Below are 23,554 nucleotides of genomic sequence, written 5' to 3'. Positions count from 1 at the left end.
AAATGCACCAACCTCGAAAGGACCCCATGAACAACTTCACCTTCTGCTCTCCCACCAAGTTCGTATTCGGCCGTGGCGTCACCGACCACGTGGGCACCGAGCTCGCGGCGGCGGGTCACCGGCGCGCGCTCATCGTCTACGGACAGGGCTCCGTGGTGCGCACGGGAACACTCGACCGCGTAAGGGCATCACTCGACGCGGCGGGTGTCGCGCATGTCGAGCTGGGTGGGGTGCGCCCCAATCCGGAGATTGGGCTTGTGCGCAAGGGATCTGAATTGGCCAAGCACGAGGACGTCGATATCGTGCTGCCCGTGGGCGGCGGATCGGCCATGGACTGCGCCAAGGCCATCGCCGTCGGTGCCTGCTACGACGGCGACCCGTGGGACTTCTGGGCCAAAAAGGCGACGGTCGAGCACTGCCTGCCGCTCGCAGCGGTGGTAACCATCCCCGCTTCCGGCTCCGAGGCGTCCAACTCCTGCGTCATCAGCAATGATGCCGAGGGCCTCAAGAGCGGATGCACCAGTGAGCTCATCCGCCCCGCCATCGCCTTCCTCGACCCGGAGCTCACCTTCACCTTGCCTCCATACCAGACGGCGGCGGGCGTCACCGACATGATCGCCCATATCATGGAGCGCTTCTTCTCGGGCGAGCCCGCGGTCGGCGTGACGGACAACATCGCCTGCGGTCTCATCCGCGCCGCGATCGATGCCGCGTGCATCGTGATGGAAGATCCCGAGAACTACGATGCCCGCGCGGAGCTCATGTGGATCGGCACACTCGCCCACAACGGCCTCGCCGGCTGCGGCCTTGGCATCCCCGGCAAGCGCGACGGCGACTGGAGCTGTCACGGACTCGAGCACGAGCTGTCCGCCGTCGATCCGGGTATCACACACGGAGCGGGTCTCGCGGTCGTCTTCCCGGCCTGGATGCGCTACGTGTGGCAGAACCACCCCGAGCGGTTCCTCACGTTCGGCGCCGAAGTCTTCGGCATCGAGCCCGTCGATCCCGAGGTCGACGACCTATCGGACATCGACGAGGAAATCACGCCCGAACGCGCCGTACACGACGCCGTTGAGGCGACCATCGACGAGCTCCAAGAGTTCTTCGTCTCCATGGGTATGCCATCCACCTTGGGCGAACTCGGCATCGAGGAGACCGACATCGATCGACTGATCCGCGGACTGCGCATCAACCGCGGCGAGAGGTTCGGAACGTTCCAGTCGCTCACCCTCGACGATGCACGCGCCATCTACAAGAGCGCCTTGTGATCTCCAATTGAGGCAGGGGATCATCGTTTCATGAACACGAGCGTGCGGCTGAGCTCCGCTTCACGAGAGAGCTCCGGGGCAAACGTATAGCCCACGTCAAACCGTTGGAGGGCGCTCGCGTCCTCCACGGAGTTCTCGGCCATCCAGCGGACCATGCTGCCACGGGCGATTTTGCTCGCCGTCGCACGCTGAACCGGCTTGCCCGCACGCACGTCCTCGCCAAAGACAATCGTGACGTGCGACGCGCCCTCGGAAAGATGGGGCAGCACCGCCTTCGCGTACTCCACGCTCGCGAGATTCACCACCGTGACGTCTGCGCCCGCCATGTCGGGGTCGCATGTCCCCTCGGGTGCGGTCGCGCCGCAGACACTCGCGGCGATGTCAGCGCCCCAATAACCGTAGAGGTCCTTCGCTCCGTCGATCGACAGCTTCGCCGCCATCTCCAGTCGATACGGCTGGACCGCGTCGAAGGGTCTCACGCATCCGTAGAGCGCGGAGAGCACCCACAGGTGAGCCTGCAGCCACTCGAGGGCTTTCGCATCGAGTACGTCGGGTGCCATGCTGCGATACTGGATGCCCACGTACGATGTGATCGCAGGGCAAACCAGACGTGCCACGGCGGCATCCCGCAGCTCGCCTCCATCCATCACGCATCTGAACTCCTCGAGGCGCTCGATGTTCTCGACGAGCAGTTTGTCGTTGACCCGCCAGAGCTCCTTGAGGCCTGCACTCCCCCGCTCATCCCCGATCGTGCGCAACGCACGGACGATTCGCGCGGTCTTCTGCGGGAACGGAGGAATCCCCCGCGGGGCGAATGCGTCGGAGTCGACGCGCATCTGTTTCGCGGGGGAGATGATGACCTGGATCATGGGGGACCTTCCAAGGAGACAGTGCGGCTACATACCAAGTCCTCATACCCAAAATCCGCACCCGTGAGCGATTTGGGTCAATTGGCGCTCGTCTCCAATTGCGCAGCGACTAGGCGATGTGGCCCAGGAAGTCCTTGGTCCGCTCTGATGTGGGATGGTCGAAAACCTCCTCCGGCGTGCCCTGCTCCACGATGACGCCGCCGTCCATGAAGATGACGCGATCGGCAACGTCACGGGCGAACTGCATCTCGTGGGTCACCACGATCATGGTCATGCCTTCGCGCGCCAAATCGCGCATGACACCCAGGACATCACGTACGAGCTCGGGGTCGAGAGCACTCGTGGCCTCATCGAATAGCATGACGTGCGGGTTCATCGCCAGTGCTCGAGCGATGGCAACGCGCTGCTGCTGACCACCGGAAAGCTGGGCAGGCATGAAGTCCACGCGGTCGCTGAGCCCGACTTTGGTCAGCTCCTCGACTGCGATGCGCTCCGCTTCCTCCTTACTGCGCTTGAGAACCTTCTGCTGGGCTATCATGACGTTCTTCTTGGCGGAAAGATGCGGGAACAGGTTGAACTGCTGGAATACCATGCCGAGCGTCGACCGCACCTTGTTGATATCCACGCCCTTTTTGGTGATATCCACGCCCTCGACCACGATGGAGCCCTGCGTGGGCGTCTCAAGCAGGTTCACACAGCGCAGCATCGTCGACTTACCGGAACCCGACGGCCCCAGCACCACCACGACCTCACCGCGGTGCACGTCCAGGTCGATTCCACGCAGTACGACGTTGTCGCCATATGCCTTATGCAGGCCGCGGATCCGGACCACAGGCCCCTCCGCAGAGGCGTTAGACGCACCGGATACGTCCACGGTCTTTGCGTTGTCACTCATCTCAAGCACTCCCTACAGGTTCGCGATGTGATCGGCGGGCGTGGGGACCATCGTTCCCGCGCTCTTGGCGGGCTTCTTGCCCTGTGGTCCGGCATTCGTGCCGGCGGTGGCTCCGGTGAGGCGCGCCTCAAGCATGCTCACGAGACGAGCAAGCGGCAGCGTAACCACCAAATAGAACAGAGCGGCAACCACATAAGGCGTGATGGAGCCCGTTGTGGCCACGATCGTCTTGGCGTACATCACGATCTCCATGACGCCCACGGCCGCAAGTAGCGACGTGTCTTTGTACAGCAAAATGAATTCGCTGGTGAGTGTGGGGATCACGTTCCGGAACGTCTGCGGGATGATGATCGACACCATGGTCTGGGTGGCACTCATGCCCAGCGAACGGGCCGCCTCGGACTGTCCCTTGGGGATGGACTGGATACCGGCGCGAAAGATCTCACACAGGTAGGCGGCGGAATTCATGGCCATGACGATGACGCCGAGCGTGTAGTTGTCGATATTGACACCTGCAAGCGGCAAGCCGAAGAACGCAATGTAAATCTGCAGGAACGCCGGCGTGCCACGGATGATGTTCACGTAGACGCCCGCGATGGCGCGCAGGATGCGCGACTTGGAGATACGCATGAGCGCGAACATGAAGCCAAAGGGAATGGCGAGCGGGAACGCCACCAGCACGATGGCGACGGACATCAGAAAGCCGGAGAAGATGATGGGCAGGCTGCTCACAATGAGCACCGGATTGAAGAACAGGCGCAAAAACGTGTTCGAATTCCACGCCTCGACCCATGCCTGGTCCTCGAGAAAGGCCTTGAACTGGTCGAACGGGGTCACGCCCTTGACCTCGACCGCGGGGATTCCCTCCACATCATGCTCGGTGCCGTCGGCGAGCGTGTACGTGCCCTCGCAGAGCATCTCGCCGCCAGCGGCAGGGAACACCACGTCGTACAGCTCGACACGGAAGAACCGACCCGCGGGTGCCGCCTCGGGAAACGTCAGGACGAGCGTCTCCCCATTCGTCTCGATATCAGGCTCGATGAACTCGCGATCCATGAGGTCCTCGCCCGAGAGCATCGTCACGCGCAGGTCATCGGTGGTGAACGTCGAGCCATCGGGCACGGTGAGCGAAAGACCGGCAACGGCCTCATCGGTGTCTGCCTGCACCTCCCAGGTGATACGCGTTTCCGTACCACCGAGCACGTCACTGCCGGAATCCCCGTTGGGGCGGCAGGTGAGCTTCTGGACCTCCAAGGCATGAGCGAGTCGCGGCACGGCGCATACAGCCGCCAACGCGACGAGCACGGCGCAGCACGGCAACATCGCGTGCGTGGCCCAGCGAATGACGCGGGTCAGCCCCGCATTCCCCGTCGACGCGCAATGCCGTCCGGTGTTCTCCATGGTTCTCCCCTTCCTCCGCCCACGTCACGGTGCGCTCATGGCGCTTCCGATCTAAGGGCGCTCCAGATACCAGACAAGCCCTCCCCGCACATACGGGAAGGGCTCGCGTTGATGCGGCGCGGGTGCGCTACTTGATGTTGTACTTCTCCATGAGGGCGTCGACGGTTCCATCCTCGGTGAGCTTGGCAATGGACTCGTTGATGGCATCCTTGAGCGCGGTGTTGTCCTTGTTGACGGCGATAGCATACTCCTCGCCCGTGGAGACCTGCTTGATGACCTGCTCGTTGCTGAAGGAGGTTGCGACCAGCTGAGCGGCAACGGAGCGGTTGGTCACCAGCGCGTCGGCCTGATCGGACTGGACGGCGGCGAAGCAGTCGGTGGCGTTCTTGAACGGGACGAGGGTCGCGTTGGGGAAGTTCTCCTTGGCAAAGGCCTCGGCGGTGGAGCCAGACTGGACGGCGATCTTGACACCCTCGGCGTCCAGCGCCTCAGCGTAGTTGTCGCCAGTGATGTCGGCGTTGTCCGCCATGGTCACGATGGCTTGATCGTCCATGTAGTAGGAATCGGTGAAGTCGACCTCGTCCTCACGCTCGGGCGTGGCGGTGATGGCGGCAATGCCGATGTCGTACTTCGCGCCGGAGGCGACACCGGGCACGATGGTGTCGAAGTCGACGTTCTCGATCTGGAGGTCGAGGCCGAGGTCGTCGGCGATGGCCTGGGCGAGCTCGAGGTCGAAGCCCTTATACTCGCCGTCTTCCATGTACTCGAACGGCTCGTACTCGGCGGACGTGCCGATGGTCAGCTTGCCGTCGGAAACAAGGGTGTAGCCCTCATCGGTCGCGGCGTCGGCGGCGGCGGAACCCGCTGCCGGGGCGCCAGATCCGCCACAACCGGTGAGCGCCAAGGCGCCAGTCATCGCAATCGCGACGGTCAACGCGCCAAGCTTCTTCTTCAACATGATTGCATCCCTTTCCCTCTTTTGTGCATACAAGCAGATGCTTGGGGAAGGAGTATACGCTTTACCGTATGAGAGAAACCATTAAATGCAGAATATTTCTCAATTGTTACCGTTCTATGTAATCAGATGAGACAATAAGCTCAGTTTATGCATGATGCAATTGGGGACGTACCCCAAGTGCACCAAATGGCTACTCGGCGGGCGGTTCCTCCACGGGGGCGGCATCGTCGTCTGCGAGCGCCTCGACCTCGGCGCGTTTTCCACCCAGGGCCGTCACACGACGCACCGAGCCGGCATCCCCCTCACCCTCGGAGTCCTTGACGTAGCTCAATGCGACCTCATCTCCCACGTGGTAGCGCACGATATCGACCAGGCCGGGAAGAGCGACGTCGTAGATGGAATCATCGCCCTCAAGGGTGAGATAGAAGTGCGAATTACCATCGATGACTGCTTGGGCCATGGACGCGACTCTGCCAGTGACCTCGACCTCCGCGCCAGACGCCGCCGCCTCATCCTCGGAAAGCGCACCGGAAGAGGCGAGCATCTGCAGGTAGCTCTCCTGCGTGGTTGCAACCGTGGATCCCGTCGCCACGCTCTGGTAATGCTCGACGTTGATCATGGCGTACATCTTCACCAAGCCCGCATTGTCCTTGAGCGCCATGAAGTACGTGGGCTGCCCCGCCACATTCAGCAGCAACGGATAGGTCGCCTCATATTTGAGGTTCTGGACCTGCCCCTCGGCGCTCGCCTGGGCGGAGTCCTCGGTGGCACCGGCGACGGGGTAGTAATGCGACTCACCCGTGCGCTGATTGACGAGGATGAAGCCCACGTTGGAGCTATCGGCGGTCACCGAGCTCACACCCGTGTACAGGTAGATGTCATCACCCTGCGCCAAGTAGTTGTACCCAAGCTCGCCATCGCTGCCCTGCGTAGTGCGCACCACGCCCTGCTGCCCGAGCCAGGAATTGAGCCATCCACCTCTGTAGGCACCGCTCCAATTGTACTGCTCGATGATGAGATCGCTCGGGTAAGCGCGGTCCACCCACGTGGGGCAATCCTCGATGGCATGGTCCTCGGTCTCGCCCGTGCAGGCGTTCACCAGCACCACCCGTTGTATCGTCGTGCCTTCGAACAGGCCGATGGTACGCCTCTGAACGGGAAACACCCACCAAGGTGTGCCATCCTCATCAAGCTCAAAGGACTTCTGGTCGAACATGTACGTTGGATACTTGAGTTGCACGTAGCGGTCGATATTGCGCGCGAGCGGCTCGCTCTCGGAGTAACGAATGGGTTCCTCCAGACGAACGACCTCGGCTTCCTGCGTGACCATATCGACCAAGACATACGCCGGGATGCCGTCGCCACGATGGCTCAACCACTTGAAGAGGTCGGCATAGGTGAGCGGACTCACGCGTACCGGACGCCCCTGGTAATTGATCTGGCTGTACGCGGGACTGATCTCGAACTGGCTCACGAACTCAGGGATCGATCCCATAGCGCGCGAGCCGAGCAGCTGAGCGGACACGCGGTCGATAACGGGAACATCCGCATAGTCGACTTCCTCGATATCCTCGGCGAAATTACCCTCGGTGGTCTTGAGGACCGAGGCGAAGCGCTCGGCGTTACCCGGGATGAACGGCTCGCCCATAATCAGGCCGATGAAGAACGCCGCGACCACCGCAACTGGAATCAGGGCGAGACGGTTGAACAACGAGGAGCGGTGCTCAGAGCGCAAACCGAACACTTTGAGCCCCACGAAGCAGACGATTGAAATGAGGATGATCCAGTTCCACACACGAGGACTGTGGATATTGAGTGCGGGATGGAACCACCAATATGCGATCAGCGCCGCAATGCCAAGGACGACGAGCATGACGATGAGCGCCGTGCGACTCCACGTGGCAAGGCGTTCCATGAACGGCGGCACGGGGATATCGATGTGCGACCCCTTGGCCCTTTTCTTGCGGGCGGCCTTCTTGCGCTCGCGGGCGGACTTGGGCTCGACATGCCCACGACCGGCACCCTTCTTCCCGCCCCTGCCCGAGGCGTCCGCGCCGTCGGGCGAGGCGTCCTCCACCTCGACCTCAACATCGATGGGGTCCTCGCCGCTCGGCACCTCCACACCGGCACGCCTCAGCATGTCCAGAATCTCATCGTGGTTCATCGGGAAATCAATCCTTCCGCATACAGACAACGGTACGGATGATACCCAGTTCACCGAGGCCCCAACGCGACCCAAGCCTCCGCGAGCGATGCCCGCTGCGCGAAGGGCGGCACGCCAACCGGGGCGGGGCTCCATCCACCTACCCATGTTTCCATGAAAAATGCCCCCCCTCGCGGGCGGAACAGCAATCAGGCAAGGGCCGGCGGCGGAGAACTTGACCTGAACCCGACTTCAAGGGATAACCTTTTGCAGACACATCACGCCGGGAACCGCGCATGCGGGACCCCGCGCGCCGTATGGCAGTCCGCACACGCAAGGAGCCGCGCATGTCCCAACGCAACGTTCAAAAGCTCGAGAAGCCCGCCGTCCAGCGCACGCTGCGCCGGTTTTGGGAAGTCACCCGCATGAAGCCGGGCGCGGCGTTCCTCGCCGTATTCACCTCCATCGCCTACGTGGCGCTGCTCATCTTCGTGAACACCTGGGTGATGGGCCTCATTGTCGACCGCGTCCAGGCCTCCCCCGTCGCGGCGGACCAGGTGTGGGAGGTCTTTGGCCCCTACATCCTGGCTCTGCTGCTCGTGAACCTCGTAGGGCAAGTCTGCTCCAAGCTGCAGGACTACGCCGTCTACAAGATGCAGATCAACGGCAACTACCACCTCGCACGCCTGTGCTTCGACACGCTCTCGAACCAATCCATGACCTTCCACACGAGCCGCTTCGGCGGGGCGCTGGTGAGCCAGACGAGCAAGTTCATGAGCGGCTACACGCAGATGGTCGATGTCGTGGTGTACTCGCTCATCCCCACCATCGCGAGCACCGCCTGCACCTTCATCGCACTCGCGCCCGCCGTGCCCGCCTATGCCGCGGCGCTCGCCGTGATGCTCGTGATATACGTGATCGTGGCCACGCGCATGTACCAGCGGATCCTGCCGCTATCCGCCGCCACCGCCAAGGCACAGAACCGTCTCTCCGGCGTGCTCTCAGACGCGGTCACGAACATCCTCGCCGTCAAGACCTGCGGCCGCGAGGACTTCGAGAAGGAGCTTTTCGACGAGGCGGACCTCGCGGCCATGCAGGCCGAGAGCCGCTCCATGCGCGCCACCATGCAGCGCGGGTTCACCACAAGCGGCATCATCACCGTGATCATGCTCATCGTGTCCATCTTCGTGGCGGGCGGCAACGCCTGGTTCGGCATCTCGGGCGGCATGCTCGTCATGATGTTCTCCTACACCTACCAGCTGTCCATGCGCTTCAACTACATCAACTCGATGATGCAGCGCATGAACCGCGCCATCGGCGACGCGAGCGAGATGGCGCGCATCCTGGACGAGCCGCGCCTGGTGGAGGACGCGCCGGGCGCCCCGGACCTCGCGGTGCGCGAGGGTGCCATCGACTTTGAGCACCTCGGCTTCTCCTATACGGACGCCGCCGAGGGGGACCGCGTGTTCACCGACCTCAACCTGCATATCCCGGCGGGACAGCGCGTGGGCCTGGTGGGCCGCTCCGGCTCGGGCAAGACGACCCTCACCAAGCTGTTGCTGCGCCTGTCCGACGTGCAGGATGGCCACGTGTACGTGGACGGCCAGGATATCTCAGCCTGCACCCAGCAGAGCCTGCGCCGCCAGATTGCCTACGTGCCGCAGGAGGCGCTGCTGTTCCACCGTTCCATCCGCGAGAACATCGCGTACGGGCGCCCCGACGCGAGCGAGGAAGAGATCCGTCGCGCCGCCGAGCTGGCGAACGCACTGGAGTTCATCGACCGCCTGCCCGCGGGCCTCGACACCCTTGTGGGCGAACGCGGCGTGAAGCTCTCCGGCGGCCAACGCCAGCGCGTCGCCATCGCGCGCGCCATCCTCACCGACGCGCCGATCCTCGTGCTCGACGAGGCCACGAGCGCGCTTGACTCCGAGAGCGAGGCGCTCGTGCAGGACGCGCTCGAGAACCTCATGCGCGGGCGCACCTCCATCGTGGTGGCGCACCGCCTGTCCACCGTGGCGGCACTCGACCGCATCGTGGTGCTCGCCGACGGCGAGATCGTCGAGGACGGCACGCACGCCGAGCTCGCGGCGGCCGGCGGCGAGTACGCGGCCCTGTGGAACCGCCAGACCGGCGCGTTTTTGGACGGGGAATAAACCGGGCGAAGTTGTGGCGGGGCAAGCCGGGCCGAGGACGGACGTGCGAGGTTACGAGGAGGCATATCCTGCCGGAATGCAACTCACCAAGCTGCGACGAGCCCCCGCTCGAGGATGCGAGAGCTTTTTCGTACTCATTTTGGGATTAGTCAAATATACGCGATCGAAGACTGACTGCGACCTGCAGTTTTGTTAGACCAAGTTCCCACACTACTTCATCCTTTTTAAAAACGATACGAAAAACCTCAACTTCTCAGCGCAGGGGCGCCTGGCGTTACCCCGCCAGCCCACGCAGGTAGGCGATCTCGCCGGCATAGCCCGCCAGATCGTCGTGCGGGGTCTCCAGGATGAACGGCAGGTCACGCAGGACAGGGTGGGTCACGATGGCGCGTAGCACGTGCTCCCCGCCACCGAGCTCGGGATTGCCCAGGTACCCCGCACCGATGACCTCGTGCCGGTCCTTGTGCGCACCGCACGGATTTTTGGAGTCGTTGATATGCACTGCCTGCAGGCGCTCGGCGCCCACCACGCGGTCGAACTCCTCCAGCACGCCATCGAGGTCGTGCACGATATCGTACCCGCCATCGGAGATGTGGCAGGTGTCCAGGCAAACGCCGATCATGTCGGCGCCCGCAAGCTCGGGGCGACGGGCCCCCACGCCCTCGATGATGCGCGCGAGCTCCTCGAAGGTGCGCCCCACCTCGGTGCCCTTGCCCGCCATGGTCTCGAGCAGCACGCACGTGCGCTGCCCCCCGAACATCACCTGACACAGCGCGTCGACGATGAGCTCAATGCCCGCGTCGACCCCCTGCCCCACGTGCGCCCCAGGATGGAAGTTGTAGAGCTGGCCCGGGAGTGCCTCCATGCGCTGCAGATCCTCGGCCATGGCCTCGAGCGCGAACTCGCGCGCACGCTCCTTGGCAGAGCACGGGTTGTACGTGTAAGGTGCATGCGCCACCAGGCGGCCGAAACCATCCTTCTCCAAGATGCGCCGCAGTCCCGCGACGTCATCGAGGTCGAGCGCCTTCACGCTGCCGCCACGCGGGTTGCGCGTGAAGAACGCGAACGTGTTCGCGCCGATGGAACGGGCGGCCTCGCCCATGGCGGTATAGCCCTTAGTGGTTGAAAGATGGCAACCTATGGTTAGCATTGGTGTCCTTTCGATATCGAGGGGTCCCCTATTATCCCTGATTGGGGTGGGCCGTGTCGCATCTCCGCAATCGACGCAGCGGCGCATCGGCACGGCGGGTGGCCTGCCCCACGGCGCAGCAGCCAGTGCGTCGGCACGGCAGGCAACCAGCCCTTAGCGCAGCGGCCCGCGCGTCGGCACAGCAGGCAGCCAGCCCCTCAGTGCAGCGGCCCGAACGTCGGAACGGCAGGCAACCAGCCCCTCAGCGCAGTGGTCCGCAGGTCGGCACGGCAAGCAGTCCGCATGCCACTCGACGCAGCGGCCCGACTACTCCTCGGCGATCCGCACGCCGAGGAGTAACGCGATGTCCATCGCCTGCTCCGCACTCACTTGCGCCCCGCGCAGCTCGCGATAGTCGGTCGAGAGCACAGGGGCGCTAAACGCGCACGTCGACACATCGATGCCGCAAAGCGGCGTTCCAAACACGTCGAGCCTCGTGAGGTCGGTCTTATCCAAGCGCACGTGCTTGAGCTTCGCGCGCTGTATCGCCGCCTCACGAAGCTTGCAGTCGTGCACCGTCAGATGGTCGATGGACGCCTCGGAGAGATTAGCGTAGGAGAGGTCCGAGGCGCGCACGCTCACCTGCGCGAGCCGCGCCTGGAGGAGGCTCAACCCCAGCGCGGAGCAATCTCGCAGGTCAACGCGGTTGAGCCACGCCTTGTCCATGGTGCAGCCAATGAGGCGGCAGCCCTCGAAGCGGACGTCGCGAAACGTGCAGTCGCGAAAATCGACCTGTTCGAAAAGGCAATCGCGAAACACCATGTGCTCGAACGTCGCGTCGTCGGCGCACTCGTAGGCGAGCTCCACATCCTCGACGAGCGCACGGGAGGCGTAACCGTCACCCTCAGAGAACACCGCGATGAGCTCATCGCTTCCCATGCGCTCGGACATGGTGCCCACGGCGGCGTATCCCGATGGGGCCTGCTCCGCGCGGGCGCTCATCGCCCGCTCCCCTCGACGGAGCGCTCCGAAGCCTGCTCAAACGCACCGTCGACAACGTCCCGCTCGGGCGCGCCGTCGACAACACGCTGCCCGACCGGTGGCCAAGACGCACGGATCGCGTCGATAGTCCGCGCGATTCGCACCGTCGACGCAAGCGGCATGACCGAGCTCTCATGTGCCCCCGCACGCATCAAGCCACAAAAATGGGCGATCTCGCCATAAAAGTCGTCCACCACAGCGGGAGCCTCGACGAGCTCAGGCGACACATTGCCGCATGCGGCGGATTCACCCGCGTCCGCATCACGGATGCCCATACGCTCCCCGTCAACGTCAACGAACTTCCTCACGACGTACGACACCGGGCGATGCAGCACCGGGACCTCGATCTCGCCGCGCTCGCAGCAAATCCGGCAGACCACCTCGAACTCGTCCGCATCGCCCGCGAAATCGAAGTGCACGGGCACCCCGCCGATACGCAGGCGCGCATCATCGGCGATGTCGATGCACCCTCCCTCCGCCGCGGGCATCCACCGCGTGCGGCAGGAGTCGACCTCGACCTCTCCTGCAAGGAGGTCCTCCGCCCAGCCCACGCCATAGCAGCCCAAGTCGTATAACGTGCCACCCTGCACCGGATCGAGCAGATAGCGGCCAGTCTGATCGCCGTAGTTCACGCGATGGACGATGTCGATGGATGCGATGGCGCCGAGGTCTCCACGAGCGAGCAGCGCATCGACCTGCTCGCGCGCGGGCATGAAACGGGGCTTCATCGCCTCCATGAACAGCGATCCCGTCTCGTGGGCCACCTCCGCAACGTGCGCCGCCTCTCGCTCGCTGAGCACGGCCGGCTTCTCGCACAGCACGGCCTTGCCGGCGCGCAGGAGCCGAACCGTCCACTCCTCATGCATGCCGTGGGGCAGCGCGAGGTAGACCGCATCCACGTCCGGATCCTCCACGAGGCGAAGGTGCGCGGACGCCCCGTTATCCTCGGCACTCGCATAGCGCTTTGCCGTATCAACGTGAAACTCCCCGGCAAAAGCGTCGAGCCGCTCGGCGCGACGCCCCGAGATCGCAACCAGCCGCGCGCCCTCGACATGCGCGAGCGCTCGCGCGAACCTGCCGGCAATGCCGCCCGCGCCCATGATGCCCCAACGAATCTGTCCCACGTCCGCCTCCGTTCACGCGAATCATTCCCCGCAATCATACCCTCCCGCCCGGTCGCGCACTGCGTCAACGCGAGCACGGGAATCGGCAGGGATCCGCATGACCCGCAGGCGCCAAACGAATCGTCGCAACCGTCCCGCCTCGCCCCTATAATGAAGGCTCACAAATCGAAAGGAACCATGTGAAGGTCATCGTCTACACCGACGGCTCGTCGCGCGGCAATCCGGGACCGGGCGGCTATGGCGCCGTGCTGCGCTACACCGCACCCTCAGGCAAACTGCACACGCTCGAGCTCTCCCGCGGCTACGACCGCACCACCAACAACCGCATGGAGCTGTTGGGCGTCATCAGCGCGCTGGAGGCCCTCAATCGCCCCTGCGAAGTCGAGGTCCACTCCGATTCGCAGTATGTCTGCAACGCCTTCAACCAGCATTGGGTCGAGGGATGGATCCGCCGCGGATGGAAGACCTCACAGAAAAAGCCAGTCAAGAACGTCGACCTTTGGAAGCGCCTGCTCGCCGCCAAGGAACCCCACAGCGTGTCGTTCCATTGGGTAAAGGGACATGCAGGCCACGAGTTCAACGAGCGCTGCGACGAGCTCGCCACGAAGGCCGCCGACGGCGCGAATCGCGCAGTCGACACGGGTTTCGTCGAGGGCGAATCGGAGTAAGCCCGACCGACGAGCGAGAAGCCCTTGTAGCTTGTCTACAATAAACGCATCGAAAACCGCCGCGGAAAGGACCTGTCATGATCCGCCTTGCCACCATCGGGACCAGCTCCATTACCGAGAACTTGCTTATGGCACTCGCTCAGGTCGATGGCGTCGAGTTCGTGGGCACGCTCTCACGCGATGCCGAGCGCGCCGCCGCCTTCACAGCAAAGCACCGCGGAACCTGCCCCTTTACCTCACTCGATGAGTTGGCCGCAAGCGACGAGGTCGATGCGGTCTACATTGGCAGCCCCAACGCGCTGCACCACCACCAGGCACTCGCCTGCATCGCGGGCGGCAAGCATGTCCTGGTCGAGAAGCCCTTCTGCGCCAACGAACGCCAAGTCCGCGAGGTCCTCGAGGCGGCCGGACGCGCGGGAGTCGTGGCGCTTGAGGCCATGCGGCCCCTGCACGATCCCGCCTTCCATGCCCTCAAGAACGCCCTGGACGAGCTCGGCACCATCCGCCGCGCAACCCTGCGCTTTGGCAAATACTCCTCGCGCTACGACGAGGTGCTTGCCGGTCGACGCACAAATATCTTCGATTGCTCAATGGCGTCCGGTTCGCTCATGGACATCGGCATCTACACCGTCGAGCCGCTTATCGAGCTGTTCGGCGCTCCAATCTCCGCCTGCGCCGCCGCATCCCTACTTGACGAGCAAACCCGCGGCCTCACCGGCGGCCCCATCGACGGTGCGGGCGTCATCGTGGCGAGCTATCCGAACATGATCGCCGCGCTGCATCACTCTAAAATCACCAACGACTGCTCACCCAGCCAAATTGAGGGTGAGCTCGGCACCCTTGTCATCGAGGGTATCTCCGCGCCCGAACGCGCGTATCTGGAGATGCGCGTGATAAAGGCCGCGGCAGACACCGTCGGATACTCGAGTGCGCAGACCTCCACGCGCGAAATCGAGCTGCCGCATGCGGACAACACCATGATCTACGAACTCGCCGACTTCATCGAGGCAGTCGGTGCCACGCAGGCGGGAACTCCCTTGGCCGAGGCTCCCTGTGGTCCCTTTGGGATGCTCGCGCATTTCCATGAGGTGACGCTCGCATCCCTCGCGCTTATGGATGAGGCACGGCGCACGATGGGTGTGGCGTTCCCCGCAGACGAGTAAGGAGGCGGCAATGGGGCTCTTTGAAAAGATGATGGGACATGCACGGGAGTTTTCCCGGGCGACGGGCCTTTCGGACACCGACGTGAAAAGCGCCGGACGCTTGAGCCCATGCGAGGATGGCCTTCGCGAGGAACTCGGGCGGCGTGCCGAAGCATGCACCACCGTACTTCGCTTTGCGCTGCTGTTCAGCGGCGACGTGCAGGGCGTGGGGTTTCGCTGGACCAACCAGAGCCTCGCGCACGAGCGGCATCTAGTGGGATGGGTCAAGAACCTGCCCGACGGCACCGTGCAAATGGAAATCCAGGGAGCTCCGCGCGCCCTGGTCGCCCATCTCGAGCGCATCCATGCCTACTATGCGCGTTTTGGCAATCGAATATGGCTCGAAGACGCCAATGAGCTGCCTACCATTCCCCACGACAATGCCTTTGACGTGCGCTATTAAGTATCACAACTTCACCATCATTTTAAAGCGTCCGGCACGAGCACTTGTCTTGCAACCTTCCTTCTGTTGAAATGTTATGAGTTTAGTAACGGAAGGGAGGCCCCATGGACTCACAGCCACGCTCACAACGACCGACGCTGCGACGCAACACGCGCCAGCGCCAATTGGTTCTCGACGCCGTGCGCGCACGGTGCGATCACCCCACCGCCGAAGACATCTTTCTCGATGTTCGCACCATCGATGAGCGCGTGAGTCGGGGCACCGTCTATCGCAACCTCAATCTCCTTGCCGAGACAGGCGTCATCGCCACCGTGAAGGCTCCGGGCGCCATGCGCTTTGACCGCCGCTGCGACAGCCACGGTCATGTCGTCTGTCGATCCTGCGGTGTCGTCGCGGACGCGCCTCTTGCCTACGACGCCTCCCTCGATGCGGCCGCGTCGCAGGCAACGGGGTTCGCCATCGACTCGCACATCATGGTGTTCGAGGGCCTGTGCCCGCACTGCGCCGCCCCGGTATCCGAGTAAAGCGAAAAATTGAACTGACTTGAGTTGCCGCTCTTTTCCATCAACTGGCCTTTTGCCGAGCTGAGCGCGACTCGAGACATCGAAGTACGTTCAATATTCCGACCCGCGCATCTACACCCACAATCGACCTAGACGAGCCTCAGCTCGACGCAGGCGTTCCAAATGCCATCGTCATCGACGTCCGTCGTGATGTGGCTCGCGCGCTCCTTCACGATATCCCAGGCGTTGCCCATCGCGACGCTCGTTCCCACCACGTCGAACATCGACAGGTCGTTCTCGCCGTCGCCGAACGCCACTGCCTCCTCCGGCGCAATATCGTAACGTTCCAGCGTGGCGCGCACGCCGTAGTCCTTGCCGCCTTCGGCGGGGATGACGTCGCAGAACAGCTTGTTCCAACGCGTCGCCACCACGTGCTCGGTCTTCGAGAGGAACACATCCTCGACCTCGGGACCGCCGAACACGTTGAACTGATACACCGGCAACTCGAACGCCATGTCAAGGGACCCCAGTTCGTACTCGAGGCCAACCTGACGCCCAAGCTCCTCAACGAGCGGCCCGCGATGGTTGACGAATGAACGGACGCCCTGCATCACATACAGGTCGTACAAGCCCTCGCGCGCCTGCTCGACGAGCACACGCACATCCTCATTATCAATATGAGCATCGCGATACGTTCCCTCGGCATCGAAGCACAGCTGGCCGTTCATGGTCACGTACGCATCGAACCTGCCCTTGAGCTCATCTTGCATCTCGGACATGGAACGTCCGCTCGCAATGATGACCTTTATGCCCCGCTCGCGCATGCGTTCAATCGCCCGCCAGGTGCTCTCGGCGACCCTATGCGTCTTGAACCCTACGAGCGTTCCATCGATATCGAAAAACGCGGCCTTGATCACGCCCGCTCCCCTCACCTTCACATGAGTCTTACAGAATCTCGAGCGCCCCGTCCTTGACGGTGAGCCCGATATCGCCCCGCAGCAAGTCATCGATGAGCGTGCCCACGAGCTCGAAGCGCCACCCCTCGCGCAAGGGGCTGCGCTGCGGATGGTCGATATAGTCGAGCAGGCCGTCACGCGAGATGATGAGCGAGGTCGCGACGCCCGAGCGGTCCGAAACCAAGCGGATGAGCGCGTACATGAGGTCGATGACGCTCTCGAGCTCGGGCGCGGGCGTGCGGTGCGTGCGACCGATGGACGGGAGGTTCTCCACAGGACAGCGCCGTCCCCGGCCAATCGCGTCGAGGGCGACCTCGACATCGCGTACACTGAGCTGCTCGGTACCGCGAACGGCGCGGAAGTCCTCGACGGTCTTGGGAGCGCGCTTGCACAGGGCGAGAAGGACCTCATCGGACATAATCCACTTGCGGGGAATGTCCCGCGTCTCGGCGCGCTGCTCGCGCCACGCGGCGAGCTCGCGGGCAACCGCCAGTTGACGGCGCGTGCAGGAGTTAACGCGCTTGACGCGCTTGAAGGCTGAACGCGGGTCGCTGCGGTAATGCGCGGGATCCGCCAGGGGCCGGATTTCATCGCGAACCCATGCGGTGCGGCCCAGCGAATGAAGCTTGGACTCGATCACGCGATACGCGTCGATGAGGTAGCGCACGTCGTCGATGGCGTATTCGACCTGTTGGGGCGTGAGCGGGCGGCGCGACCAATCGGTGAGCGACTCGGTTTTGGGAAGCGAGACATCGCAAAACGAATGCACGAGATTGTGGTACGAGCATTGCGCGCGCTCGCCGAGGAACCCGGCGGCGACCTGTGTGTCGAAGATCGGCGTCGGGCATACGCCGAGCGCGTGGTTGAGCACTTCCATGTCTTGCGAGCAAGCATGGAAGACCTTGAGCGTATCGACGTCGACCATGAGATCGGCGAGGGGGGCCAAGTCCTCGATGGCGAGCGGGTCGATGACCGCGCATTCCTCGGGCGTGGCGACCTGCACCAGGCAGAGCTTGGCGTGGTACGTGCGCTCACGCAGGAACTCGGTATCGATCGCCACCGCGGCGAACCCGCGGGCGCGTCCGCAAAACGCGGCCAATTCCTCATATGTGGAGATGTACATCTGCGTCCCAAGTTGGAGATTACCCGTACGCGACACGGGTAGGATTACGTCATTCTCTAACTATACCCGCACTCGTGAGAACAGGGAACTCCCATGCGTTGCCTCATCATCCACAACCCCGCGTCCGGCCCGCGATCGGACGAGATCTTCGACTTCGCACGAGCGCTTGCGCAGGGCGGCGACGAGGTCACGATGCGCTTCATCGGCGACGGCATGGAGCCCGCAGACGCTTCCGCGGATGTCCGCTCGTTCGACCGCGTGGTCGTATCGGGCGGCGATGGCACCGTCTCCAACGTGCTTGACCATCTACGCGACACGCACGTGCCCATCTTGATCTTCCCCTCGGGCACCGCAAACCTCTACTTCAACAACATCGGCAACGCACCCGAGCCCGCGGCGCTCGCACAGGCCTGCCGTGCGGGCAGAACCAAACGCGTGGACATGGGCGAACTGTTCTGGGAGGACGCCGAGGGCGGCGTACAGCGACACGGCTTCATCATCATCGCGGGCACGGGATTCGACGCCGATATCATGCACAAGGCAGACGCCACCAAGTCCGAGATGGGCGAGATCGCCTACTTCCTCTCTGCCCTCGCCACGCCCGCTCCCACCGTCGCCCACTTCACCATCGAGCACGACGGTGAGGTCGATGAGCTCGACGGCATCGGCTGCATGGTCGGCAACACCGCCCTCATCCAAAACGAGATCAACCTATTCCCCGACTGCCGCATGGACGATGGCCTCATAGACATCGCCGTCATTCAGCCCGCCAAGACCGTCGAGCTGCTGCCCACGCTGATCGCCGGCGTGCTCGACCCCGCCGGCAAGGGACTCGGCCGTCCGCAATTCACGCTTTTCCAGGCAAAGGAGGCACGCATCACCTGCACCCCCTCGCTCGGCATGGAGTTCGACGGCGAGCTCATCCACAACAACACGGGCGTGTTCGGCGCGCGCGTGCTACCCCAATGCCTCGATCTCATCGTGGACGACTTCGCTAAGTTTTAGCAAGAGTTCGCCGGGGACCGCCGCGGGCCGATGACGTCCGCCGCGAGTTCCGCACAAGCCGAAGGGCCCAGTGGGCCCTTCGTGCGAGCAGGACTGCCCGAGCGCCGGATGTCATCGGCCCGCGGCGGTCCCCGGCGAACGGCCCGTAACGGACACGAAACAGTTCCGCGCTCCATGTTGCGCTGGCACTCCACTGTGCTATAGTGCCAACCATACTAAGCACCTCAAGGAATCGAAAGGAGCCATCACCATGAAGAAGAACATCGCCCTCTCCCTCAACAACTGGTGGTGGCATGACGCGTCTTCGGCCGGTCAACGGTGAGTCCTCACACGCTTATGCCATAGAAGGTATACGAGGCCTCCGGTTTGACCGGGGGCCTTTTTCGTGCCCCTTCGTGTCATGCACCCTCAGTACTCGAACATCCACGCCATTGACGATTACCGCCATCTCACTCAGCAAGGAGAGCATCATGTCCCAGAACACTCAGCCCACCGGTTCCGCCCGCACCGTCAACGCCGTCGACCGCGGCGGCCTCGACATCAAGAGCCTTGTGCTCCTCGCCGTCTTGCTTGCCGCCGGCTTCATCCTCAACTTCACCGTCGGCAAGGCCATATCCGCGGTGTCCGGTGGCGCCATCGCCCCCGAATTCATCATCTCCGCCTTCTGCCTCACAATCCTCATCGTCCGTCCGAACCTCCTGCAGGCGCTCGTCATCGGCCTCATCTCCGCCGCGGTGATCCAGGTCACCACCACCTCCCCCGGCATTGACTTCGTCGCCGAGGGCGTCGCCGCCGTCGTCATGGCCCTCATTGTGAACGCCGGTATGAGTACCGGTGCCAAGGCGATCATCCCCACCGTCGGCACGTTCGTCACCACCTTCCTTTCCGGCTTCATCTTCATGGTCATCAAGATGGCCATGATGGGCTTCGCCACCGAGCTCGCCGCCGTCATGATGCCCGTCATCGCCCTCACCGCGGTGTTCAACGCCATCCTTGTCGGAGCCCTCTGCCTCCCCGTGAGGAAGGCACTCGGCCTGAACGACTAGTCCTACTCGCGATATGATGTCGAAGGCTCGTCCTCGCGACGGGCCTTCGGTCGTTTTCGCACCGCATCGACCATCCACCCACCTCCCCACGCGCAGAAGGGATCTCATGGCCGCGATCATCGAGTTACGCGAGGTGTCGTTCGCCTACGGGCAAACAGAATCACTCGCGCTCAAAGACCTGAACCTTACCATCGAAGAAGGCGGGTTCGTGGGCGTCATCGGACCCTCCGGCGCCGGCAAGTCGACGCTCGCGAGCGTGCTGTCCGGAGCAATCCCCCATCACTATACGGGGCGCTTGTACGGGGAAACTCGCGTCGCCGGGCTCGATACCTGCGAGGCGTCCCTCACCGACATCGCGACGATTGTGGGCTCCGTGCTCCAAGACATCGACGCCCAGATGGTCGCCTCGGTCGTTGAGGACGAGATCCTGTTCGGTCTCGAGAACTTCGACGTGCCCCGCGACCAGATCGAACAGCGCCTCACAGACGCACTGAGCGCGGTTGGCATCGCCGAACTGCGTGAACGAGAGATTGCCTCACTTTCTGGTGGGCAAAAACAGAAGGTCGCCATCGCCGCGATTCTGGCGCTCGCCCCGCGCGTCCTCGTCCTCGATGAGCCCACCGCCGCCCTCGACCCCATCAGCTCCCGAGCGGTTTTCGACGTGCTGCGGGAGGCCCAGCGCCTCACCGGTGTCACCGTGGTCGTCATCGAGCAGATGGTCGCGCTGCTTGCGGAGTTCTGCGATCGCATCATCGTGCTCGACCACGGCTCCGTCGCCCTCGATGGCACACCGCACGACGTGTTCGGCCACTCGGACGAGCTGCGCGCGATCGGCGTCGACAGCCCGCGAACCGCCCGCATCTCCAACAGCCTCGCATCGCTCGGCCTCGTCGAAGTCGAGCGCCCCGCACTTACCGTCGACGAGGCGCAGGCACTCGTCATGCAGGCGCTGGACGGACGCACCGCGCCCACCAGCGACATGCGCACTCGATCGGACGCGCCTCGCGACACTCGGGAGACGGGTGCGTGCGCATCACGCGGAACGGCCCCCATCGTCGAGCTCGAGGGCGTCAGCTTTTCCTATGGCGCGGGCTGCGCCTCCGTCGACGACATCGACCTCACGGTGCGCCCCGGTGAGATCTTGGGGGTCGTGGGGCAAAACGGGGCCGGCAAGACGACGCTCACCAAGCTGCTGAACGGCCTGCTCAAGCCCGTCTCGGGTAGCGTCCGAATCGCCGGACTCGACACACGTTCGACCCCCGTGAGCACGCTTGCCACCCATGTGGCGACGCTCTTCCAAAATCCCGATCGGCAGCTATGCCGCAACACCGTGCTCGAAGAAGTCTCCTTCGGCCTTGAGCTGCACGGCGTCGATACCACCACGGCGCGCGAGCGCGCGGAGGCCGTGATCGAGCGGTTCGGCCTCCCCGCCCAATCCGCGCCTTTCTCCCTATCGCGCGGACAGCGACAAATGGTCGCCCTCGCCGGCGTCGTTGTGCTCGATCCCGAACTCATCATCCTCGATGAGCCCACGAGCGGCCTCGATTACCGCGAGTGCATGACGGTCATGGAAACGGTTCGGAAGCGCGCCCATATGGGCGCAGCGGTCATCATGATCTGCCACGACATGGAGGTCGTGAGCGACTTCGCGACGCGCATCGCCATCATGGCGCAGGGACGCATCCTCGACTGCGGGCCCACACACCGCCTGTTCACCCAATCGGACCTGCTCGAACAGGCGAGCATCACGCCGCCACAGGTAATCGACCTCTCCGAACGCCTCGCGGACATCGTCGACCCATCGTTCGCGGGCATCACCGAGGTCTCCGATCTCGTCGCGCGCGTAAAGGAGTTGAAGCACCGTGCTTAACGTCATTGATTACGTCCCTGGCGCGAGCCTGCTGCATCGCATGAACCCGGTAAGTAAACTTGCCCTCGCCGCGTCCATCATCCTCGCGACGTTCCTCTCCCAAAGCTGGGCGATGCTCGTGGGCCTCCTCATGCTGACCCTCGCCCTCGGCGCATACGCCGGCGTCATCACCCGCCTGGTGTCCCTGCTCAAGGTGCTTACGCCCATCGCCCTGCTCATGCTCATCTTGCAACTCGCCTTCGTGCGCGGAGGCGATCAGGTGCTACTCTTCGCAACGACCGAGGGACTCGCGACCGGAGGGCGGGCATGCCTGCGCCTCGTTGGCGTCGCGCTGCCGCTCGTGCTCGTCCTCACCGTGACCAAGCTCACCGATCTCGCCAACGCATGCGTCGAGGTGCTGCACGTCCCCTACAAGTACGCGTTCACCTTCACGACCGCGCTTAGGTTCGTCCCCATCTTCACGCAGGAGATGAACGCCATCATGGAAGCGCAGACGGCACGCGGCGTGGAATTCGACACCAAGAACCCCTTCAAGAAAATGTCGCTCATGCTTCCCGTCTGCATTCCTCTGCTCGTAACCTCCGTGGGCAAGACCGACGCGACCGCCCTTGCGGCGGAGCAGCGCGGATTCTACCTCCGCACGCGCGAAAGCTCCTACAAGCGGTACCCGTTGCGGGCCGCCGACGCCATGGCCCTTGTCTTTTGCGCCGCGATTATCGCCCTCGGGTTCATCTTCTAAAGCCGTCCATCTCAACGTATGATGGTGTCTGCCACCACCCCGTTCGCGCGCGATGCGCGCCGTATGGCAGGAGACCCCCATGGAACTGATTGACCTCCTCGATGAGCAGACCCGCGCCCGCGTTCTGACGGGCTTCGACGAGGCCCGCGAACGCCCCGTCACACTGCGCGCCAATACGCTCAAGTCCTCGATCGGCGAGGTCTGTACCGTGCTTGAGGCGAGTGGCTTCACATACAGACGAGTGCCCTGGTATGCCGACGCGCTCGTTTTGGACGATGTACGCGAGCGCGACATTTGGAACCTCGACATCTATCGAGACGGGCATGTGTACCTGCAGAGCCTCTCATCCATGCTGCCGCCGCTGCTGATGGGGCCTCGTCCAGGCACCGACGTCCTTGACATGTGCGCCGCGCCGGGCGGTAAAACCGCACAGATCGCCGCACTCACGGGCAACGCCGCGCACCTCACCGCCTGTGAGATGAGCAACCCACGCGCCGACAAGCTCGTGCACAACCTCGAAAAACTCGGAGCCGCGAACGTGAACGTCATGCGAACGGACGCGCGTCGCCTCGATGAGTTCTTCAGTTTCGACCAAATCCTGCTCGACGCCCCGTGCACGGGCACGGGCACGCTTCGGGCGGGCGATGAACGCGCCGAGAAGCGCATGACGCGCCAGCTGCTCGCCAAAGTCGCCAAATCCCAGCGGGCGCTCCTCGACCGTGCGCTCACCATCCTCAAGCCCGACGGCACACTCGTCTACTCCACATGCTCGATTCTCGCGGAGGAAAACGACGAGCAGGTGCGCGGCGCCCTCAAGCGTCATCGGGATTGCGAAGTCGTGCCCATCTTATTCGAGAAGCCCTCCTCGGATGCCCAGGACGGGCCGCGCCCCATCGTGCTCGACCAGGCGACGAACGGGCCTTGCGCCTTGCCCGTGCTTCCGCACTCGAACGCACTGCCCGGAACGCTGACCATCGCGCCGAGCCGGCTGTTCGAGGGCTTTTACGTCGCCGTCATACGAAAAAAGCCTCGCAGGTAACCGCGAGGCGTAGTCGTCC

General features: G+C 63.6%; 21 protein-coding genes. 11 read left to right on the top strand and 10 right to left on the bottom strand.

Annotated elements, in window-relative coordinates:
* Window positions 1–26 precede the first annotated feature (26 nt).
* A complete protein-coding gene (locus ACX9NZ_RS03200; RefSeq protein ID WP_118653261.1) occupies window positions 27–1,268 on the top strand; it encodes an iron-containing alcohol dehydrogenase in 1,242 nt (413 codons plus the stop codon).
* Window positions 1,269–1,288: 20 nt separating this feature from the next.
* On the opposite strand, the gene ACX9NZ_RS03195 is transcribed toward ACX9NZ_RS03200, so the two are convergent.
* From ACX9NZ_RS03195 to ACX9NZ_RS03175, 5 genes are all read right to left on the bottom strand, one after another.
* Window positions 1,289–2,137, bottom strand: coding sequence for a YaaA family protein (locus ACX9NZ_RS03195; protein WP_294123289.1), 849 nt, complete (start codon window positions 2,135–2,137; stop codon window positions 1,289–1,291).
* Window positions 2,138–2,246: 109 nt separating this feature from the next.
* Window positions 2,247–3,032 carry an amino acid ABC transporter ATP-binding protein gene (locus ACX9NZ_RS03190; RefSeq protein WP_294123287.1) on the bottom strand — a complete coding sequence of 262 codons (786 nt, stop codon included), beginning with the start codon at window positions 3,030–3,032 and terminating at the stop codon, window positions 2,247–2,249.
* Between the two features lie 12 nt (window positions 3,033–3,044).
* A complete protein-coding gene (locus ACX9NZ_RS03185) occupies window positions 3,045–4,433 on the bottom strand; it encodes an amino acid ABC transporter permease (RefSeq protein WP_407495938.1) in 1,389 nt (462 codons plus the stop codon).
* Between the two features lie 127 nt (window positions 4,434–4,560).
* Complete coding sequence (locus ACX9NZ_RS03180) at window positions 4,561–5,391, bottom strand: ABC transporter substrate-binding protein (RefSeq protein WP_118653255.1); 831 nt, start codon at window positions 5,389–5,391, stop codon at window positions 4,561–4,563.
* Window positions 5,392–5,581: 190 nt separating this feature from the next.
* Complete coding sequence (locus tag ACX9NZ_RS03175; protein ID WP_407495936.1) at window positions 5,582–7,555, bottom strand: voltage-gated chloride channel family protein; 1,974 nt, start codon at window positions 7,553–7,555, stop codon at window positions 5,582–5,584.
* Between the two features lie 326 nt (window positions 7,556–7,881).
* On the opposite strand from ACX9NZ_RS03175, the gene ACX9NZ_RS03170 reads away from it, so the two are divergent.
* Complete coding sequence (locus ACX9NZ_RS03170; RefSeq protein ID WP_407495933.1) at window positions 7,882–9,687, top strand: ABC transporter ATP-binding protein; 1,806 nt, start codon at window positions 7,882–7,884, stop codon at window positions 9,685–9,687.
* A gap of 274 nt (window positions 9,688–9,961) precedes the next feature.
* Here ACX9NZ_RS03170 and ACX9NZ_RS03165 read toward each other — a convergent pair whose 3' ends face one another.
* The 3 genes from ACX9NZ_RS03165 to ACX9NZ_RS03155 all read right to left on the bottom strand — a co-directional run bounded on the left by ACX9NZ_RS03165 (window position 9,962) and on the right by ACX9NZ_RS03155 (window position 12,981).
* The gene (locus tag ACX9NZ_RS03165) at window positions 9,962–10,837 is read right to left on the bottom strand and encodes a deoxyribonuclease IV (RefSeq protein WP_407495931.1); all 876 of its coding nucleotides are present in this window, start codon (window positions 10,835–10,837) and stop codon (window positions 9,962–9,964) included.
* A 306-nt stretch (window positions 10,838–11,143) separates the two neighbouring features.
* Window positions 11,144–11,818 (bottom strand): pentapeptide repeat-containing protein, encoded by a 675-nt coding sequence (locus ACX9NZ_RS03160; protein WP_407495929.1) that lies wholly within the window; start codon window positions 11,816–11,818, stop codon window positions 11,144–11,146.
* Complete coding sequence (locus tag ACX9NZ_RS03155; protein WP_407495927.1) at window positions 11,815–12,981, bottom strand: Gfo/Idh/MocA family protein; 1,167 nt, start codon at window positions 12,979–12,981, stop codon at window positions 11,815–11,817. Before ACX9NZ_RS03155 ends, ACX9NZ_RS03160 begins: the two co-directional genes overlap by 4 nt.
* Before the next feature lie 179 nt (window positions 12,982–13,160).
* On the opposite strand from ACX9NZ_RS03155, the gene rnhA reads away from it, so the two are divergent.
* The 4 genes from rnhA to ACX9NZ_RS03135 all read left to right on the top strand — a co-directional run bounded on the left by rnhA (window position 13,161) and on the right by ACX9NZ_RS03135 (window position 15,778).
* A complete protein-coding gene (rnhA, locus tag ACX9NZ_RS03150; RefSeq protein WP_199588880.1) occupies window positions 13,161–13,649 on the top strand; it encodes a ribonuclease HI in 489 nt (162 codons plus the stop codon).
* Window positions 13,650–13,726: 77 nt separating this feature from the next.
* On the top strand, window positions 13,727–14,812 hold the full coding sequence (locus ACX9NZ_RS03145; RefSeq protein WP_407495924.1) for a Gfo/Idh/MocA family protein: 1,086 nt from the start codon (window positions 13,727–13,729) through the stop codon (window positions 14,810–14,812).
* Between the two features lie 10 nt (window positions 14,813–14,822).
* A complete protein-coding gene (locus ACX9NZ_RS03140; protein ID WP_294123268.1) occupies window positions 14,823–15,254 on the top strand; it encodes an acylphosphatase in 432 nt (143 codons plus the stop codon).
* 104 nt (window positions 15,255–15,358) lie between these two features.
* Complete coding sequence (locus ACX9NZ_RS03135) at window positions 15,359–15,778, top strand: Fur family transcriptional regulator (protein WP_118653239.1); 420 nt, start codon at window positions 15,359–15,361, stop codon at window positions 15,776–15,778.
* Between the two features lie 128 nt (window positions 15,779–15,906).
* On the opposite strand, the gene ACX9NZ_RS03130 is transcribed toward ACX9NZ_RS03135, so the two are convergent.
* On the bottom strand, window positions 15,907–16,674 hold the full coding sequence (locus ACX9NZ_RS03130; RefSeq protein ID WP_294159012.1) for a Cof-type HAD-IIB family hydrolase: 768 nt from the start codon (window positions 16,672–16,674) through the stop codon (window positions 15,907–15,909).
* A gap of 28 nt (window positions 16,675–16,702) precedes the next feature.
* A complete protein-coding gene (rnd, locus tag ACX9NZ_RS03125) occupies window positions 16,703–17,836 on the bottom strand; it encodes a ribonuclease D (protein ID WP_294123264.1) in 1,134 nt (377 codons plus the stop codon).
* Between the two features lie 93 nt (window positions 17,837–17,929).
* On the opposite strand from rnd, the gene ACX9NZ_RS03120 reads away from it, so the two are divergent.
* From ACX9NZ_RS03120 to ACX9NZ_RS03100, 5 genes are all read left to right on the top strand, one after another.
* Window positions 17,930–18,841 carry a diacylglycerol/lipid kinase family protein gene (locus ACX9NZ_RS03120; RefSeq protein WP_407495921.1) on the top strand — a complete coding sequence of 304 codons (912 nt, stop codon included), beginning with the start codon at window positions 17,930–17,932 and terminating at the stop codon, window positions 18,839–18,841.
* 470 nt (window positions 18,842–19,311) lie between these two features.
* On the top strand, window positions 19,312–19,887 hold the full coding sequence (locus tag ACX9NZ_RS03115) for a hypothetical protein (protein ID WP_118653231.1): 576 nt from the start codon (window positions 19,312–19,314) through the stop codon (window positions 19,885–19,887).
* A gap of 106 nt (window positions 19,888–19,993) precedes the next feature.
* Complete coding sequence (locus ACX9NZ_RS03110; protein WP_317440213.1) at window positions 19,994–21,757, top strand: ABC transporter ATP-binding protein; 1,764 nt, start codon at window positions 19,994–19,996, stop codon at window positions 21,755–21,757.
* Complete coding sequence (locus ACX9NZ_RS03105; RefSeq protein WP_407495918.1) at window positions 21,750–22,496, top strand: energy-coupling factor transporter transmembrane component T family protein; 747 nt, start codon at window positions 21,750–21,752, stop codon at window positions 22,494–22,496. Before ACX9NZ_RS03110 ends, ACX9NZ_RS03105 begins: the two co-directional genes overlap by 8 nt.
* Window positions 22,497–22,575: 79 nt before the next feature.
* Complete coding sequence (locus ACX9NZ_RS03100; RefSeq protein WP_407495915.1) at window positions 22,576–23,535, top strand: RsmB/NOP family class I SAM-dependent RNA methyltransferase; 960 nt, start codon at window positions 22,576–22,578, stop codon at window positions 23,533–23,535.
* The last annotated feature ends 19 nt before the right edge of the window (window positions 23,536–23,554 follow it).

This window comes from Collinsella sp. BM28 (genome assembly GCF_054551995.1).
This window is presented reverse-complemented; position numbering and strand designations above follow the sequence as displayed.